The sequence below is a fragment of the Streptomyces sp. NPDC048650 genome, assembly GCF_043199095.1.
GTDB lineage: Bacteria > Actinomycetota > Actinomycetes > Streptomycetales > Streptomycetaceae > Streptomyces.
The window spans coordinates 350,997-367,454 of record NZ_JBICVM010000002.1 but is presented as its reverse complement, the minus strand read 5'-3'; the positions used below and the strand labels follow the sequence as shown (position 1 = coordinate 367,454).

Below are 16,458 nucleotides of genomic sequence, written 5' to 3'. Positions count from 1 at the left end.
CCCCTCGAACCCCTCGTTCCTCCACTCCGCGGAAGGCCCCGTCCCACCATGTACCGCCTCTTCTTCCAGCTGGTCTTCCGGCGCATGGACCCCGAGCAGGCCCACCACCTGGCCTTTTCCTGGATCCGCCGCGTGGTTCGCCTCCCCGTCCTGCGCACGTTCGTCGCCGCCGCCCTCGCACCCCGGCACCCGGAACTGCGCACCGAGGCGCTCGGCCGCCGGATGCACGGCCCCTTCGGCCTGGCCGCCGGCTTCGACAAGAACGCGGTCGCCATCGACGGCATGACGATGCTCGGCTTCGACCATGTCGAGATCGGCACCGTCACCGCCCAGCCCCAGCCGGGCAACCCCAAGAAGCGTCTCTTCCGGCTCGTCCCGGACCGTGCGCTGATCAACCGCATGGGCTTCAACAACGAGGGCTCGGCGTCCGTGGCGGCCCGCCTGGCCGCCCGCAACCCGGTCTTCCCGACCACCGTCGGCGTCAACATCGGCAAGACCAAGGTCGTGGCGGAGGAGGAGGCGGTGGCCGACTACGTCACCTCCACCGAGCGCCTCGCCGGCCACGCCGACTACCTGGTCGTCAACGTCTCCTCCCCGAACACCCCGGGGCTGCGCAGCCTGCAGGCCGTCGAGCACCTGCGCCCGCTGCTGACCGCCGTCCGCGAGGCCGCCGACCGTACGGTCACCGACCGCCACGTCCCGCTGCTGGTCAAGATCGCCCCGGACCTGGCCGACGCGGACATCGACGCGGTCGCCGACCTCGCCCTGGAGCTGGGCCTGGACGGCATCATCGCCACCAACACCACCATCGCCCGCGACGGCCTCGGACTGACCTCCGCCCCGGAGCTGACCGCCGAGACCGGCGGCCTGTCCGGCGCGCCCGTCAAGGAGCGCTCCCTGGAGGTCCTGCGCCGCCTCTACGCCCGCGTCGGCGACCGGATCACCCTCGTCGGGGTCGGCGGCATCACCACCGCCGAGGACGCCTGGCAGCGCATCCTGGCCGGCGCCACCCTCGTCCAGGGCTACAGCGCCTTCATCTACGAGGGCCCGTTCTGGTGCCGCGCCCTGCACAAGGGCCTGGCCGCGCGCCTGCGCAACAGCCCGTACGCCACTCTCGCCGACGCCGTCGGCGCCGAGCACGAGAAGGTGACCGCATGAGTCCCGAACCCTTCGGTTCCCGTCTGCGCCGCGTCATGGACGACCGCGGCCCGCTCTGCGTCGGCATCGACCCGCACGCCTCCCTGCTGGCCGACTGGGGCCTGAACGACGATGTCGCGGGCCTGGCCCGCTTCACCCGTACCGTCGTGGAGGCGCTCGGCGAGCACGTCGCGGTCTTCAAGCCGCAGTCCGCCTTCTTCGAGCGCTTCGGCTCGCGCGGCCTCGCCGTCCTGGAGACCGCCGTCGCCGAGGCCCGTGAGCGCGGCGCCCTGGTGCTGATGGACGCCAAGCGCGGCGACATCGGCTCCACCATGGGCGCGTACGCCGACACCTACCTCAACCCGCGCAGCCCGCTCTTCTCCGACGCGGTCACCCTCAGCCCGTACCTGGGCTTCGGGTCGCTGCGTCCGGCGCTCGACGCCGCCGTGCTGAACGGCTGCGGGGTCTTCGTCCTGGCCCTGACCTCCAACCCGGAGGGCGCGGAGGTCCAGCGCGCGGTGCGCGAGGACGGCCGCACGCTGGCCGCGACCATGCTCGGCCACCTCGCCGCGGAGAACGCCGGCGCCGACCCGCTGGGTTCCTTCGGCGCGGTCGTCGGCGCCACGCTCGGCGATCTCTCCTCGTTCGATCTGGCGATCAACGGCCCGCTGCTCGCTCCGGGCATCGGCGCCCAGGGCGCCACCCCCGCCGACCTCCCGACGGTCTTCGGGGACGCCGTGCGCAACGTGGTCCCGAGCGTCAGCCGCGGGGTGCTCCGGCACGGCCCCGATGCCGCAGCTCTGCGCGCTGCGGCGGCCCGATTCGCGGAAGACGTGCGCACCGCGGTCGCTTAAGAGCTCTCCGACGGGTGTTTTGGTCCCGAATTGTCCTGGTCGGCAGAGGCTGACCAGGACTTTTCGTCTGTTCTCGCTGACTCCGGAGCCCTCGCCCGCTAGTCTCCGACGAGAGCACCGCACGTAAGCGCGTTGTTCGTTGCTCCGCAGGTGCGGGGCGACTAGGTTCCACACCGGTCCGTATCCGACAGTTCGACATCCGAGGTGACGTAGGCGTGGCTCTTCCGCCCCTTACCCCTGAACAGCGCGCAGCCGCGCTCGAGAAGGCCGCAGCGGCTCGCCGGGAGCGCGCCGAGGTCAAGAATCGGCTCAAGCACTCCGGTGCCTCCCTCCATGAGGTCATCAAGCAGGGACAGGAGAACGATGTCATCGGCAAGATGAAGGTCTCCGCCCTCCTGGAGTCCCTGCCCGGCGTCGGCAAGGTCCGCGCCAAGCAGATCATGGAGCGGCTCGGGATCTCCGAGAGCCGCCGCGTGCGGGGTCTTGGCTCCAACCAGATCGCATCGTTGGAGCGTGAGTTCGGCAGCACCGCTTCCTGAGTTCCCGGCATTGCCGGGAAGCTGGAATAATCGCTGCATGAGTTCTGCAGTCTCCCGGGGGGAGACCCCCGCACCCCCGGTCAGACAACCGCGACTGACCGTGCTCTCCGGCCCCTCGGGGGTCGGCAAGAGCACGGTCGTCGCGCATATGCGCAAGGTGCATCCCGAGGTCTGGCTCTCGGTTTCGGCCACCACCCGCAAGCCGCGCCCCGGGGAGCGGCACGGTGTCCATTACTTCTTCGTCGACGACGGGGAGTTCGACAAGCTCGTCGCCAACGGCGAACTGCTGGAATGGGCCGAGTTCGCGGGCAACCGCTACGGCACCCCCCGCAAGGCGGTCATGGACCGCCTCGAGGCCGGGGAGCCGGTCCTGCTGGAGATCGATCTGCAGGGCGCCCGTCAGGTCCGCGAGTCGATGAAGGAAGCCCACCTGGTCTTTCTCGCCCCGCCGAGCTGGGACGAGCTGGTCCGTCGCCTCACCGGGCGGGGCACCGAGGCGCCCGAGGTCATCGAGCGCCGACTGGCGGCCGCCAAGATCGAACTGGCCGCCGAGACGGAGTTCGATGTGACCCTTGTCAACACCTCCGTCGAGGCCGTCAGCCGCGAGCTGCTAGCCTTGATGCTGCATCGACCTGAAGACCGGAACAGCAGCGGCTGACACCGCGGACGTTTCCGGTGGATCCCGGGTCGTCACATCTTTGCGTTTATGCTTCACACCGGCTTCATCCCCTTCGGAAGGCAGAGAGTGTCCTCTTCCATCACCGCACCCGAGGGCATCATCAATCCGCCAATTGATGAGCTTCTCGAGGCCACCGACTCGAAGTACAGCCTTGTGATCTACGCCGCGAAGCGCGCGCGTCAGATCAACGCGTACTACTCGCAGCTCGGCGAGGGCCTGCTCGAGTACGTCGGCCCGCTCGTCGACACGCACGTCCACGAGAAGCCCCTGTCGATCGCGCTGCGCGAGATCAACGCGGGTCTGCTGACCTCCGAGGCCATCGAGGGCCCGGCCCAGTAGGCGACACCACAGCTCAGCAAAGGCCCGGCGGGACGACCGCCGGGCCTTTGGTGTGTCATAGGGGCGTGGATACGGAACCGGTGGTCTCGGGGAGCGGCGGAGCGATGGACACACAGAAGCGGGTACGGCCCAGGGTCGTCCTGGGCGTCAGCGGCGGAATCGCCGCGTACAAGGCGTGTGAGCTGCTGCGGCGGCTCACCGAGTCCGGGCACGACGTACGGGTGGTGCCGACCGCCGCGTCGCTGCACTTCGTCGGCGAGGCCACCTGGGCCGCGCTGTCCGGCAACCCGGCCGGCACCGAGGTCTGGGAGTCCGTCCACGAGGTTCCGCACGTCCGCATCGGACAGTCCGCCGATCTCGTCGTGGTGGCGCCCGCCACCGCCGACATGTTGGCCAAGGCCGCCCACGGTCTCGCCGACGACCTCCTGACCAACACGCTCCTGACCGCCCGCTGTCCGGTGGTCTTCGCCCCCGCGATGCACACCGAGATGTGGGAGCACCCCGCAACCCAGGAAAACGTCGCCACGCTGCGTCGCCGCGGCGCCCTGGTGATCGAGCCCGCGGTGGGCCGGCTCACCGGCGTCGACACCGGCAAGGGTCGCTTCCCCGACCCCGTGGAGATCTTCGAGCTCTGCCGCCGGGTGCTGGCCCGCGGCGACCGCGCCCTGGACCAGGACCTCGCGGGTCGCCACGTCGTCATCTCCGCCGGCGGCACCCGCGAGCCCCTGGACCCCGTCCGCTATCTGGGCAACCGCTCCTCCGGCAAGCAGGGCTACGCCCTCGCCCGCACCGCTGCGGCCCGCGGCGCCCGGGTCACCCTCGTCGCGGGGAACACCGACCTGGCCGACCCGGCAGGCGTCGACGTGCTCCGTATCGGGACGGCCCGCCAGCTCCGCGAGGCCGTGCTCAAGGCCGCCGCCGACGCCGACGCGGTCGTCATGGCCGCCGCGGTGGCCGATTTCCGCCCGGCCGTTTACGCCAGCGGGAAGATCAAGAAGAAGGACGGTCAGGAGCCGGAACCAGTCACTCTGGTCCGTAATCCGGACATCCTCGCCGAGCTCTCCGCCGACCGCGCCCGCCCCGGCCGGCTCGTGGTGGGCTTCGCCGCCGAGACCGACGACGTCCTCGCCAACGGTCGCGCCAAGCTCGCCCGCAAGGGCTGTGACCTGCTGGTCGTCAATGAGGTCGGCGAGCACAAGACCTTCGGCTCGGCCGAGAACGAAGCGGTGGTGCTCGCCGCGGACGGAACCGAGACACCGGTGCCGTTCGGCCCCAAGGAAGCCCTGGCCGAAACATTGTGGGATCTGGTCGCCCCCCGCCTCACCGGGCCCCGCCCCTGACCGCCGCCGTGCCCCGCCGTCCGGCCTCTCACCTGGCCTCTTGGACCCCGGGAAATCCGGCGCGCCCCCTTGACCCGACCGCCTTTCCGAGGTGATCGTCCTAGGGTGGACCGTGGTGTCCCAGGTCACGGGGGGTCCATAAATCGAGACTGCGTGCCCGAACGTCGCATACGACCGATAAACTGAATCGTGGATCGGGCCGAGCGCAGCTCTCGGCCCTTCCGCCAATGATCAGCCAGCAGCCGCTGCAACCCCAGGGAGCGATGTGTCCCGCCGCCTGTTCACCTCGGAGTCCGTCACCGAGGGCCACCCCGACAAGATCGCTGACCAGATCAGCGACACCATCCTCGATGCCCTCCTCAAGGAGGACCCGACCTCCCGGGTCGCCGTCGAGACGCTGATCACCACCGGCCTGGTCCACGTGGCCGGTGAGGTGACCACCAAGGCGTACGCCGACATCCCCAACCTCGTCCGCAACAAGATCCTGGACATCGGGTACGACTCGTCCAAGAAGGGGTTCGACGGCGCCTCCTGCGGCGTCTCGGTCTCCATCGGCGCGCAGTCCCCGGACATCGCCCAGGGTGTCGACACCGCGTACGAGAACCGCGTCGAGGGCGATGACGACGAGCTGGACAAGCAGGGCGCCGGCGACCAGGGCCTGATGTTCGGCTACGCCTGCGACGAGACCCCGGAGCTGATGCCGCTCCCGATCAACCTCGCGCACCGCCTGTCCAAGCGCCTGTCCGAGGTCCGCAAGAACGGCACCATCCCCTACCTGCGCCCCGACGGCAAGACCCAGGTCACCATCGAATACGACGGCCACAAGGCCGTCCGCCTCGACACCGTCGTCGTCTCCTCGCAGCACGCCAGCGACATCGACCTCGACTCGCTGCTCGCGCCCGACATCCGCGAGTTCGTCGTCGAGCACGTCCTCAACCAGCTCGTCGAGGACGGCATCAAGCTGGACACCGACGGCTACCGCCTGCTGGTGAACCCGACCGGCCGCTTCGAGATCGGCGGCCCGATGGGCGATGCCGGCCTCACCGGCCGCAAGATCATCATCGACACGTACGGCGGCATGGCCCGCCACGGTGGTGGCGCCTTCTCCGGCAAGGACCCGTCCAAGGTCGACCGCTCGGCCGCCTACGCGATGCGCTGGGTCGCCAAGAACGTCGTCGCGGCGGGCCTCGCGCAGCGCTGCGAGGTCCAGGTCGCCTACGCCATCGGCAAGGCCGAGCCCGTCGGTCTCTTCGTCGAGACCTTCGGTACGGCGGCCGTCGATGTCGAGAAGATCGAGACCGCCATCGGCGAGGTCTTCGACCTCCGCCCGGCCGCGCTCATCCGCGACCTCGACCTGCTCCGCCCGATCTACTCCCAGACCGCCGCCTACGGCCACTTCGGCCGTGAGCTGGAGGACTTCACCTGGGAGCGCACGGACCGCGTGGAGGCCCTGAAGAAGGCTGCAGGGCTGTAAGCCGCTGCCGCTCGCTGTGACCTACGGCCCCGGACCGCTTGGCGGTCCGGGGCCGCTTGGTCGTGTGCGGCCCTTCCGGCACTGTCCGACCCATCTGCTAAACCTGAAGCCGTGAGCAGGGAGAACGGGCGACCGGGGGCGGAATCGGGTGCGGGCGAGCAGTTGGCCCTCATCCGCGAGGCCGTGCGGGGGCGCAAGGCGGAGCGGGCGAAGCCGCGGACGTGGCGGGGGGCCGAGCTGGCCGCCGGGCTGCCGGTGGCGCGGGTGCTGGTCGACAAGGGGCTGGTGCACCTCGACCGGTACTTCGACTATGCGGTGCCGGCGGCGATGGATGCCGAGGCGCAGCCCGGGGTGCGGGTGCGGGTGCGGTTCGGTGCGGGGGAGAAGGGGGGCCGGCGCGAGGGGGGCAAGCTGGTCAGCGGGTTCATCGTGCAGCGGGTCGCGGAGAGCGAGTACCGCGGGGTGCTGGCGCCGATTGCCCAGGTGTTGTCGGCCGAGCGGGTGCTGACGCCCGAGTTGCTGGGACTGTGCCGGGCGGTGGCGGACCGGTACGCGGGCACCCTGGCCGATGTGGTGCAGCTGGCGGTGCCGCCCCGGCGGGCGCGCGCCGAGGCGAAGGAGTCGCCCGCGCCGCTGCCCCCCAACGCGCAGCCCGAGGTGGGCAGTTGGGGCCGCTATGGCGCAGGGCCCGGGTTCCTGGCGGCGCTGGCACGGGGGGATGCGCCGCGGGCGGTGTGGACGGCGCTCCCCGGGGCGACCTGGCCGCAGGAGGTGGCGCGGGCGATGGCCGCGGCCCTGGCCTCCGGGCGCGGGGCGCTCGTGGTGGTACCGGACGGGCGGGCCGCGGCGCGGGTGGACGACGCGCTGGGCGAGCTGATCGGGGCGGGGCGGCATGTGCTGCTGACCGCGGATTCCGGCCCCGAGGAGCGCTACCGGCGCTGGCTGGCGGTCAGCCGCGGCTCGGTACGGGCCGTGATCGGTACCCGGGCGGCGATGTTCGCGCCGGTCAGGGAGCTGGGGCTGGTGGCTCTGTGGGACGACGGGGACGGTAGTCACAGCGATCCGCATGCGCCGCAGCCGCATGCCCGCGAAGTGCTCATCCAGCGGTCGGTGAGCGAGCGGGCGGGGTTTCTGCTGGGCGGGCTGAGCTGCACGGTCGAGGCGGCACAGCTGGTCGAGACGGGCTGGGCGCGGCCGCTGACGGCCGAGCGGGAGCAGGTGCGGGCAGCGGCGCCCATGGTGCGTACGGTCGGCGACGGCGACGAGGCGCGGGATGCCGCGGCGCGGGCCGCCCGGCTGCCGACGATGGCGTGGCAGGTGGTGCGCGAGGGGCTCAAGCGGGGCCCCGTGCTGGTCCAGGTGCCACGGCGCGGTTACGCCCCCCGACTGGCGTGCGAGAGGTGCCGGACCCCGGCGCGCTGCCGGTCCTGTGCCGGACCGCTGGAGTCGCAGGAGGCGGGCGGCGAGCTGGCCTGTGCGTGGTGCGGCAGGGCCGAGCCGGACTGGCGGTGCGGCGAGTGCGGCGGCGGGCGGCTGCGCGCCCAGATCGTGGGGGCGCGCCGGACCGCGGAGGAACTGGGGCGCGCCTTCCCGGCGGTTCCGGTGCGCACGTCGGGGCGCGACCACATCCTGACGACGGTGCCCGGCGCGCCGGCGCTCGTGGTGAGTACGCCGGGCGCGGAACCGGTGGCCGAGGAGGGCGGCTACGCGGCCGCGCTGCTGCTGGACGGCTGGGCGCTGCTCGGTCGGCCGGACCTGCGGGCGGGGGAGGAGGCGCTGCGGCGCTGGCTGGGGGCCGCAGCCCTGGTGCGCGGCCATGCGGAGGGCGGCACGGTAGCGGTGATCGCGGAGCCGACGCTGCGGCCGGTGCAGGCGCTGGTGCGCTGGGACCCGGTCGGTCACGCCGTTCGTGAGCTGGCCGAGCGGGCCGAGCTCGGCTTTCCCCCGGTGTCGCGGATGGCCTCGGTGGCGGGCCGGTCGGAGGACGTGGTCGAGCTGCTGGGGGCCGCCGAACTCCCGCCCGGCGCCGAGGTGCTGGGGCCCGTACCGCTGGCGGTGCCGGATCCGGGGCGGCCCCGTCGGCCGGGTGATCCGCCGCCGGGGGAGACGTGGGAGCGGGCACTCGTACGGGTACGGCCGGGGCAGGGGGCGGTGCTTGCGGCGGCGCTCAAGGCGGCGCGCGCGGCACGGCTGGTCAAGCGGGAGGGGGAGCCGGTGAGGGTGCGGATCGATCCGCCCGATCTGGGCTGACGGCTCCTTCGCGGGGCGTCGCCCCGGGACCGGTGCCGTCGGGTGGCCCGGGGCGACGGCGAGCGTCGGCGATGTGTCGTGCCCGGTGGGTGTGGGCGGTGTGTCGTGCCCGGTGGGCGTGGGCGGCGTCAGCCGTTGCGGGGGCCGGGAAAGGCTCCCGGCCTCGCTTCGTCCCGGCCGACGGCGGTCGGCTGTGCGGGCATGGCACGGGCGGCGGGTACGGACGGCGTCCCGGGCAGGCCGGCGGCCACGGTGACGGCCCGGGGCGAGGAGGTCTCCGCCGGCCGTTCGCCGCCGCCGTCGGCCGCGGGCTGGGCGGCGGCCCGGCGGGCACCGTAACGGCGGTGCACCGCCTGCTTGGTGACGCCGAGCGCCGAGCCCACCGCGTCCCAGGAGAAGCCCAGCGAGCGGTCGAAGTCGACCGCCGCCGTGACGAGTGTCTCGACGCTGTCCCGCAGCTCCTGGGCGAGGCGCACCGTCGGGGCGGGCGCGCGTCCGTAGACGACGAAGCCCGCGGCGGGGCCTGTACGGCGCGGCCGGTAGACGTTGCCGAGCTGAGCGGTCAGGGTGCGCAACGCGTCCACCTGCCGGCGGACCCGCTCGATGTCCCGTACCAGGAGATGCAGGCTGGCGCGTGCCTGTGCGTCGTGGGTTGCGTGGTCGGCCATGAGCGAGCCTCTCGAACCGGCGTCGAATAGAAGGACGAAAGCGATCGGGCCGCCAAAGCGGCCCGTGATCAGGTCAATGCTGTTTGACCAACGCGACAGGAGCGGCTCTGGTCACGGTATGGGGGCGTACGAGCTTGTGTGAGAGGCGCGGACAGCCTCGCACGCCCCCGCGCTCCCGGCGCCGGAGTCCCGCGGCGCGAGGCAGGTGACGCCCCATAGACTGGTGCGTCGATCCGCAGCGCGAGAGAGGTAGTGCGCCACCCATGAGGCTCGTCTTCGCCGGCACCCCCGAGGTCGCCGTGCCCGCCCTCGATGCCCTGATCGCCTCGGACCGGCACGAGGTGGTGGCCGTCGTGACCCGGCCCGACGCCCCCTCCGGCCGCGGACGCAGGCTGGTCGCGAGTCCCGTCGCGGAGCGGGCGGAGGAGGCGGGCATCGAGGTCCTCAAGCCCGCCAAGCCGCGCGACGAGGACTTCCTGGCCCGGCTGCGGGAGATCGCACCGGACTGCTGCCCGGTGGTCGCCTACGGCGCACTGCTGCCGCAGGTCGCGCTGGACGTCCCTGCCCGCGGCTGGGTCAACCTGCATTTCTCGCTGCTGCCCGCGTGGCGTGGCGCGGCGCCCGTCCAGCACGCCGTGCTCGCCGGTGACGAGATGACCGGCGCGTCGACCTTCCAGATCGAGCGGGGGCTGGACTCCGGCCCGGTGTTCGGGGTGCTCACCGAGGAGATCCGTCCCACCGACACCAGCGGCGATCTGCTGACCCGGCTGGCGTTCGCGGGCGCCGGGCTGCTCACCGCCACGATGGACGGCATCGAGGACGGCACCCTGCACGCCGTCCCGCAGCCGGCCGAAGGCGTCTCCCTCGCCCCCAAGATCGAGGTCGAGGACGCCAAGGTCGACTGGACGACGCCGGCGCTCCGCGTCGACCGCGTCATCCGCGGCTGCGCGCCCGCCCCCGGTGCGTGGACGGTCTTCCGCGACGAACGCCTCAAGCTGATGTCGGCCGTCTCGGCGCCGCCGCACGCCGACCTGGACCTCGCGCCCGGCGAACTCGCCGTCACCAAGAAGGCGGTATACGTCGGCACCGGCAGCCACCCCCTCGAACTGGTCTGGGTCCAGCCGCAGGGCAAGAAGCCGATGAAGGGCGCCGACTGGGCCCGTGGCGTACGGATCGAGGCCGGGGAGCGGCTGGGGGATGCGGCCTGAGGGCGGGCCGGACGAGTGCGTCCGAAGTCCCGCCCGGCCCGCGGGCGGACGACGGGACTTCGGACGCACTCCTCTAGGCTGGGGCGGAACCCCCTCTCTCGTATCCGGAGCACCTTTCTGTGAGTCAGCAGTCGCCGCGTCGCCATGGCACCCGTAAGCCCTATCGCCGTCCGCAGAAGGACCCGGTCCGGATCCTCGCGTTCGAGGCACTGCGGGCGGTCGACGAGCGGGACGCGTACGCGAACCTCGTCCTGCCGCCGCTGCTGCGCAAGGCGCGCGAGGGCGGCGACTTCGACAGCCGGGACGCGGCGCTGGCCACCGAGCTGGTCTACGGCTCGCTGCGCCGGCAGGGCACCTACGACGCGATCATCGCGCAGTGCGTGGACCGGCCGCTGCGGGAGGTCGACCCGCCGGTGCTGGACGTGCTGACGCTCGGCGCGCACCAGCTGCTCGGCACCCGGATCCCGACGCACGCCGCCGTCAGCGCGAGCGTGGAGCTGGCGCGCGTGGTGCTGGGGGACGGGCGGGCGAAGTTCGTGAACGCGGTGCTGCGCAAGATCGCGGCCCATGACCTGGACGGCTGGCTGGAGCGGGTCGCACCGGACTACGACGCGGACCCCGAGGACCACCTGGCCATCGTCCACGCCCACCCGCGCTGGGTCGTGTCGGCCCTGTGGGACGCCCTGGGCGGCGGCCGGGCCGGTATCGAGGACCTGCTGGAGGCGGACAACGAACGGCCCGAGGTGACGCTGGTGGCGCGCCCGGGACGTTCCACCGCCGAGGAGCTCCTGGTTGCCGCGGGTGAGGACAGCGCGCTGCCGGGACGCTGGTCCCCGTACGCCGTGCGGCTCGCGGAGGGCGGTGAGCCGGGCGCGCTGGAGCCCGTGCAGGAGGGGCGCGCCGGCGTACAGGACGAGGGCAGCCAGCTCGTCGCCGTCGCGCTGGCCAACGCGCCGATCGAGGGCCGCGACCGGGCCTGGCTGGACGGCTGCGCGGGCCCCGGTGGCAAGGCGGCGCTCCTGGGGGCGCTGGCGGCGCAGCGCGGTGCCGCCCTGCTGGCGTCCGAGAAGCAGCCGCACCGCGCCCGCCTGGTGGCCCGGTCGCTCGCGGGCAACCCCGGCCCGTACGAGGTCATCGCCGCCGACGGCACCCGTCCGGCCTGGCGGCCCGGGGTCTTCGACCGGGTGCTGGTCGACGTGCCCTGCACCGGCCTGGGCGCGCTGCGCCGCCGCCCGGAGGCCCGCTGGCGCCGCCGCCCCGAGGACCTGGACGGCTTCGCCCCGCTCCAGCGCGAGCTGCTGCGGCAGGCGCTGGACGCCGTACGGGTCGGTGGCGTCGTCGGGTATGCCACCTGCTCGCCCCATCTCGCCGAGACGCGCGCCGTGGTGGACGATGTGATCAAGGGGCGCGGTGGCCCGGCGGTGGCGGTGGAGTTCGTCGACGCCCGGCCGCTGATGCCGGGGATCCCGGCGCTCGGTGAGGGGCCGGATGTGCAGCTGTGGCCGCATCTGCACGGTACGGACGCGATGTACCTGGCGCTGTTGCGGCGGACGGGCTGAGCGGGCGCCGGAGCGCCGACGGGCGACTTCGGCGGGCTTCGTCGGATGATGCAGGGCACTGTCGAGCCGCACTCGATCACGAGATATCTTGATGTCGAGCAATGTTGCAGACGTGGAGAACTGGAGCGGAGCACCGGTGACTGACTCGACCATCATCTATACGCACACTGACGAGGCTCCGGCCCTGGCGACGTATTCGTTCCTGCCTGTGATCCAGGCATACGCATCGACCGCCGGCGTCTCGGTGGAGACCCGCGACATCTCCCTGGCCGGGCGGATCATCGCCAGCTTCCCGGAGCGTCTCGAGGAGGGCCAGCGCATCGAGGACGCGCTGGCGGAGCTCGGTGAGCTGGCCAAGACGCCCGGCGCGAACATCATCAAGCTGCCGAACATCTCGGCGTCGATCCCGCAGCTGAAGGCCGCGGTCGCCGAGCTGCAGCAGCAGGGCTACGCGCTGCCGGACTACCCGGACGACCCGAAGACCGACGAGGACAAGGACGTCCGCGCGCGGTACGACAAGGTCAAGGGCAGCGCCGTCAACCCGGTGCTGCGCGAGGGCAACTCGGACCGCCGGGCGGCCGCCGCGGTGAAGAACTACGCCAAGGCACACCCGCACCGGATGGGTGCCTGGACGCCCGAGTCGAAGACGAACGTCGTGCACATGGACGCCGACGACTTCCGTTCCACCGAGAAGTCCGCGGTGATCGGTGAGGCCGGCTCGCTGCGCATCGAGCTCCACGGGGACGACGGCAGCACCACCGTCCTGCGTGAGTCGGTGCCGGTGATCGCGGGCGAGGTCGTGGACGCGTCCGTCATGCACGTCGCGGCGCTGCGCGAGTTCCTCACGGCGCAGGTCGCCCGCGCCAAGGCCGAGGGCGTGCTGTTCTCGGTGCACCTCAAGGCCACGATGATGAAGGTCTCGGACCCGATCATCTTCGGTCACGTCGTACGGGCCTTCTTCCCGGACACCTTCGCCGAGCACGGCGCCACGCTCGCCGCGGCCGGTCTGACCCCGAACGACGGTCTCGGCGGCATCCTCAAGGGCGTGGAGTCGCTGCCCGAGGGCGCGGCGATCAAGGCGTCCTTCGAGGCCGAGCTGGCCCAGGGCCCCGAGCTCGCGATGGTCGACTCCGACCGTGGCATCACCAACCTGCACGTGCCGAGCGACGTGATCGTCGACGCCTCGATGCCGGCCATGATCCGCACGTCCGGCCACATGTGGGGCCCGGACGGCGGAGAGGCCGACACCCTCGCGGTCATCCCGGACAGCAGCTACGCCGGGATCTACCAGGTCGTCATCGACGACTGCCGGGCGAACGGCGCCTACGACCCGGCCACGATGGGCTCGGTGCCCAACGTCGGTCTGATGGCGCAGAAGGCCGAGGAGTACGGCAGCCACGACAAGACCTTCGAGGTCCCCGTCACGGGCACCGTGCGGGTCGTCGACGGAGCCGGCAATGCCGTGGTGGAGCAGGTCGTCAGCGCCGGCGACGTGTTCCGGATGTGCCAGACCAAGGACGCGCCGATCCAGGACTGGGTCAAGCTCGCCGTCACCCGCGCCCGCGCGACCGGTGACCCGGCCGTGTTCTGGCTGGACGAGGGCCGTGCGCACGACGCCATCCTGATCGCCAAGGTCCAGCAGTACCTCCCGGAGCACGACACCGAGGGCCTGCAGATCGAGATCATGGCTCCGGTCGACGCGATCAGGTTCTCGCTCGACCGCATCCGCCGCGGTGAGAACACCATCTCGGTCACCGGCAACGTCCTGCGTGACTACCTGACCGACCTGTTCCCCATCCTGGAGCTGGGCACCAGCGCCAAGATGCTGTCGGTCGTGCCGCTGATGAACGGCGGCGGACTGTTCGAGACCGGCGCCGGCGGCTCGGCGCCGAAGCACGTCCAGCAGCTGGTCAAGGAGAACTACCTGCGCTGGGACAGCCTGGGCGAGTTCCTCGCGCTGGGGGTCAGCTTCGAGCACCTGGCGCAGTCCACGGGCAACGCGCGCGCCCAGGTCCTCGCCGACACCCTCGACCGTGCGACGGCCACGTTCCTGGAGAACGACAAGTCGCCCAGCCGCCGCGTGGGTGGCATCGACAACCGCGGCAGCCACTTCTACCTCGCGCTGTACTGGGCGCAGGAGCTGGCCAAGCAGACCGACGACGCGCAGCTCGGGGAGGCGTTCGCGGCCCTGGCCAAGACGCTGACCGAGCAGGAGCAGACGATCGTCGACGAGCTGATCGCGGTGCAGGGTTCGCCGGCCGACATCGGGGGCTACTACCAGCCCGAGGTGGCCAAGGCCGCGGCCGTCATGCGTCCGTCGACGACCCTGAACCAGGCGCTGTCGACCCTCGCCTGAGGCAGTCCTGGTGGCGACCGCCCCGGCCGGTGTCCCCGGCCGGGGCGGTTCGGCTCTGTACGGGCCGCCCGGCCCGGGGCGACGGGCTCCCCCCTCCGTCGGGCCGAGGGCCGCAGGCCATACTGGGGACATGGCCTTGATCAACCCCAGCATCCTGTCCGCAGACTTCGCCCGCCTCGCCGAGGAGGCGAAGGCCGTCGAGGGCGCCGACTGGCTGCACGTCGACGTCATGGACAACCACTTCGTCCCGAACCTCACGCTCGGTGTGCCGGTCGTCGAGTCGCTGCGCAAGGCGACGGAAACCCCGCTCGACCTGCATCTGATGATCGAGGACCCGGACCGCTGGGCGCCGCAGTACGTCGAGGCGGGGGCGGGGTCGGTGACCTTCCACGCGGAGGCCGCGGCGGCCCCGGTGCGGCTGGCGCGGGAGATTCGGGCCCAGGGCGCGCGGGCCGCGATGGCGCTCAAGCCCGCCACGCCGATCGAGCCGTACGAAGACCTGCTCCCCGAGCTCGACATGCTGCTGATCATGACCGTGGAGCCGGGTTTCGGCGGCCAGGCGTTCCTGGACATCATGCTGCCGAAGATCCGCCGGACCCGTGAGCTGATCTCCCGGCACGGACTGGAGCTCTGGCTCCAGGTGGACGGCGGGGTCTCCGACGCCACCATCGAGCGGTGCGCCGAGGCGGGCGCCGACGTGTTCGTCGCGGGCTCCGCGGTCTACGGCGCGGACGATCCGGCCAAGGCGGTCCGGGACCTGCGGGAGAAGGCCGATGCGGCAAAGGCGGCGAGCTGGGGCTGCGCGCACTGAGCCGGACGGGGGCGTACGGGGCGGGCCGCTTCACGTGACGATGGTCGTGCCGTCGGTTGTCCGAGTCGCAACCGAGCGTTCACGGCCGTCGCGGCGGTCATGGTCCCCGTACACCTCTCGTTTCTGAAAGGATGAGCAAAGACTCGATCAGATGCGCACAAGGGGAGAATTTCGTGGTAGCCAGCCGCCCACAGTCCGGAATGGGCCCCGCCGAGCTGGTGCAGGCGGCGGCGATGGCCCGCCGCTTCTATCTTGAGGGCAAGTCCAAGATCCAGATCGCCGACGAGTTCGGCGTCAGCCGGTTCAAGGTCGCGCGCGTGCTGGAGACGGCCCTGGAACGCGATCTCGTACGGATCGAGATCCGCGTGCCCTCCGAGCTCGACGCCGAACGCTCCGACGCCCTGCGGGCCCGCTACGGCCTGCGGCACGCGGTCGTCGTCGAGTCGCCGGCGGACGCGTCCGAGGACGCCGCGGACCCGGAGAACCTCGGCGAGGTCGCCGCCGACCTGCTGGGCGAACTCGTCGCCGAGGGCGATGTGCTGGGCCTGGCCTGGGGCCGGTCCACCATCCACATGGCGGCCGCCCTGCACCGGCTTCCGCCGTGCACGGTCGTCCAGTTGACCGGTGTCTACGACGCGGGAACCGCCGACCGCGGCTCCGTCGAGGCGGTACGCCGCGCCGCCGACGTCTCCGGGGGCGAGGCGCACCCGATCTACGCGCCGATGCTGCTGCCCGACTCGGCGACCGCCGAGGCGCTGCGCCGGCAGACCGGCATCGCCCGCGCCTTCGAGTACTTCGACAAGGTCACCGTCGCCTGCGTCTCCATCGGCTCCTGGGAGCCGGGCGTCTCGACGGTCTACGACATGCTCTCGGAGGACGAGCGGGAGCACTACGCCTCGCTGGGCGCGGCCGCCGAGATGTCCGCGCACCTCTTCGACGCCGAGGGCCGCCGGATCGGCCGGGACCTGGGCGAGCGCTGCATCACTGTCGAGGCGGACCGGCTGCGCCGGATCCCGGAGGTCGTCGCGATCGCCGGCGGCCGGCGCAAGGCCGCGGCCATCGGTGCGGTGCTCCGCTCGGGGCTGGTGACCAGCCTGGTGACGGACACGGCGGCCGCCGACCACCTGCTGCGGGAGACCGGCCCGGGGCCGCGCCCCGCCCTCGACCGGGCGGACCCCGACGGCGTCTGACGGGCGCCGATGCGGGCCTGACGGGTACTCGACGGGCGACGCGGAGCGGCGCGC

Annotated in this window: 14 protein-coding genes; 13 read left to right on the top strand and 1 reads right to left on the bottom strand. The window is 72.3% G+C overall.

Annotated elements, in window-relative coordinates; genetic code table 11:
• Positions 1-48 precede the first annotated feature (48 nt).
• The 8 genes from ACGFML_RS07380 to ACGFML_RS07345 all read left to right on the top strand — a co-directional run bounded on the left by ACGFML_RS07380 (position 49) and on the right by ACGFML_RS07345 (position 8,612).
• Positions 49-1,158 (top strand): quinone-dependent dihydroorotate dehydrogenase, encoded by a 1,110-nt coding sequence (locus ACGFML_RS07380; protein WP_393540996.1) that lies wholly within the window; start codon positions 49-51, stop codon positions 1,156-1,158.
• Complete coding sequence (gene pyrF, locus ACGFML_RS07375) at positions 1,155-1,991, top strand: orotidine-5'-phosphate decarboxylase (protein ID WP_393540994.1); 837 nt, start codon at positions 1,155-1,157, stop codon at positions 1,989-1,991. Before ACGFML_RS07380 ends, pyrF begins: the two co-directional genes overlap by 4 nt.
• Before the next feature lie 215 nt (positions 1,992-2,206).
• On the top strand, positions 2,207-2,530 hold the full coding sequence (locus ACGFML_RS07370; protein ID WP_006607450.1) for an integration host factor: 324 nt from the start codon (positions 2,207-2,209) through the stop codon (positions 2,528-2,530).
• Between the two features lie 37 nt (positions 2,531-2,567).
• Complete coding sequence (gene gmk / locus ACGFML_RS07365; protein ID WP_393540992.1) at positions 2,568-3,188, top strand: guanylate kinase; 621 nt, start codon at positions 2,568-2,570, stop codon at positions 3,186-3,188.
• Between the two features lie 87 nt (positions 3,189-3,275).
• Positions 3,276-3,548 carry a DNA-directed RNA polymerase subunit omega gene (gene rpoZ, locus ACGFML_RS07360; RefSeq protein WP_005319902.1) on the top strand — a complete coding sequence of 91 codons (273 nt, stop codon included), beginning with the start codon at positions 3,276-3,278 and terminating at the stop codon, positions 3,546-3,548.
• 104 nt (positions 3,549-3,652) lie between these two features.
• Positions 3,653-4,888, top strand: a complete 1,236-nt coding sequence (gene coaBC / locus ACGFML_RS07355; RefSeq protein WP_393540990.1) for a bifunctional phosphopantothenoylcysteine decarboxylase/phosphopantothenate--cysteine ligase CoaBC — start codon at positions 3,653-3,655, stop codon at positions 4,886-4,888.
• Positions 4,889-5,153: 265 nt separating this feature from the next.
• Positions 5,154-6,362: a methionine adenosyltransferase gene (gene metK / locus ACGFML_RS07350; protein ID WP_393540988.1), complete on the top strand. Its 1,209-nt coding sequence runs from the start codon at positions 5,154-5,156 to the stop codon at positions 6,360-6,362.
• A 111-nt stretch (positions 6,363-6,473) separates the two neighbouring features.
• Complete coding sequence (locus ACGFML_RS07345; RefSeq protein WP_393540986.1) at positions 6,474-8,612, top strand: primosomal protein N'; 2,139 nt, start codon at positions 6,474-6,476, stop codon at positions 8,610-8,612.
• Between the two features lie 128 nt (positions 8,613-8,740).
• Here ACGFML_RS07345 and ACGFML_RS07340 read toward each other — a convergent pair whose 3' ends face one another.
• Complete coding sequence (locus ACGFML_RS07340; RefSeq protein ID WP_393540984.1) at positions 8,741-9,280, bottom strand: hypothetical protein; 540 nt, start codon at positions 9,278-9,280, stop codon at positions 8,741-8,743.
• A gap of 263 nt (positions 9,281-9,543) precedes the next feature.
• Here ACGFML_RS07340 and fmt point away from each other — a divergent pair, with 263 nt between their 5' ends.
• The 5 genes from fmt (at position 9,544) to ACGFML_RS07315 (ending at position 16,404) form a co-directional block, all read left to right on the top strand.
• Positions 9,544-10,488 (top strand): methionyl-tRNA formyltransferase, encoded by a 945-nt coding sequence (fmt, locus tag ACGFML_RS07335; protein ID WP_393540982.1) that lies wholly within the window; start codon positions 9,544-9,546, stop codon positions 10,486-10,488.
• Positions 10,489-10,607: 119 nt separating this feature from the next.
• Positions 10,608-12,047 carry an RsmB/NOP family class I SAM-dependent RNA methyltransferase gene (locus ACGFML_RS07330; RefSeq protein ID WP_393540980.1) on the top strand — a complete coding sequence of 480 codons (1,440 nt, stop codon included), beginning with the start codon at positions 10,608-10,610 and terminating at the stop codon, positions 12,045-12,047.
• A 136-nt stretch (positions 12,048-12,183) separates the two neighbouring features.
• Positions 12,184-14,403 carry an NADP-dependent isocitrate dehydrogenase gene (locus tag ACGFML_RS07325; RefSeq protein WP_393540978.1) on the top strand — a complete coding sequence of 740 codons (2,220 nt, stop codon included), beginning with the start codon at positions 12,184-12,186 and terminating at the stop codon, positions 14,401-14,403.
• A 130-nt stretch (positions 14,404-14,533) separates the two neighbouring features.
• Positions 14,534-15,214, top strand: a complete 681-nt coding sequence (gene rpe / locus ACGFML_RS07320) for a ribulose-phosphate 3-epimerase (protein ID WP_393540976.1) — start codon at positions 14,534-14,536, stop codon at positions 15,212-15,214.
• 200 nt (positions 15,215-15,414) lie between these two features.
• On the top strand, positions 15,415-16,404 hold the full coding sequence (locus ACGFML_RS07315; protein WP_393541669.1) for a sugar-binding transcriptional regulator: 990 nt from the start codon (positions 15,415-15,417) through the stop codon (positions 16,402-16,404).
• Positions 16,405-16,458: the final 54 nt, after the last annotated feature.

Bases quoted from the DNA above. Each gene is read 5' to 3' on its own strand.
- fmt (WP_393540982.1), top strand. From the start codon at position 9,544: ATGAGGCTCGTCTTCGCCGGCACCCCCGAGGTCGCCGTGCCCGCCCTC.
- gmk (WP_393540992.1), top strand. From the start codon at position 2,568: ATGAGTTCTGCAGTCTCCCGGGGGGAGACCCCCGCACCCCCGGTCAGA.
- ACGFML_RS07380 (WP_393540996.1), top strand. From the start codon at position 49: ATGTACCGCCTCTTCTTCCAGCTGGTCTTCCGGCGCATGGACCCCGAG.
- coaBC (WP_393540990.1), top strand. From the start codon at position 3,653: ATGGACACACAGAAGCGGGTACGGCCCAGGGTCGTCCTGGGCGTCAGC.
- ACGFML_RS07315 (WP_393541669.1), top strand. From the start codon at position 15,415: ATGGGCCCCGCCGAGCTGGTGCAGGCGGCGGCGATGGCCCGCCGCTTC.
- rpe (WP_393540976.1), top strand. From the start codon at position 14,534: ATGGCCTTGATCAACCCCAGCATCCTGTCCGCAGACTTCGCCCGCCTC.
- ACGFML_RS07340 (WP_393540984.1), bottom strand. From the start codon at position 9,280: ATGGCCGACCACGCAACCCACGACGCACAGGCACGCGCCAGCCTGCAT.
- pyrF (WP_393540994.1), top strand. From the start codon at position 1,155: ATGAGTCCCGAACCCTTCGGTTCCCGTCTGCGCCGCGTCATGGACGAC.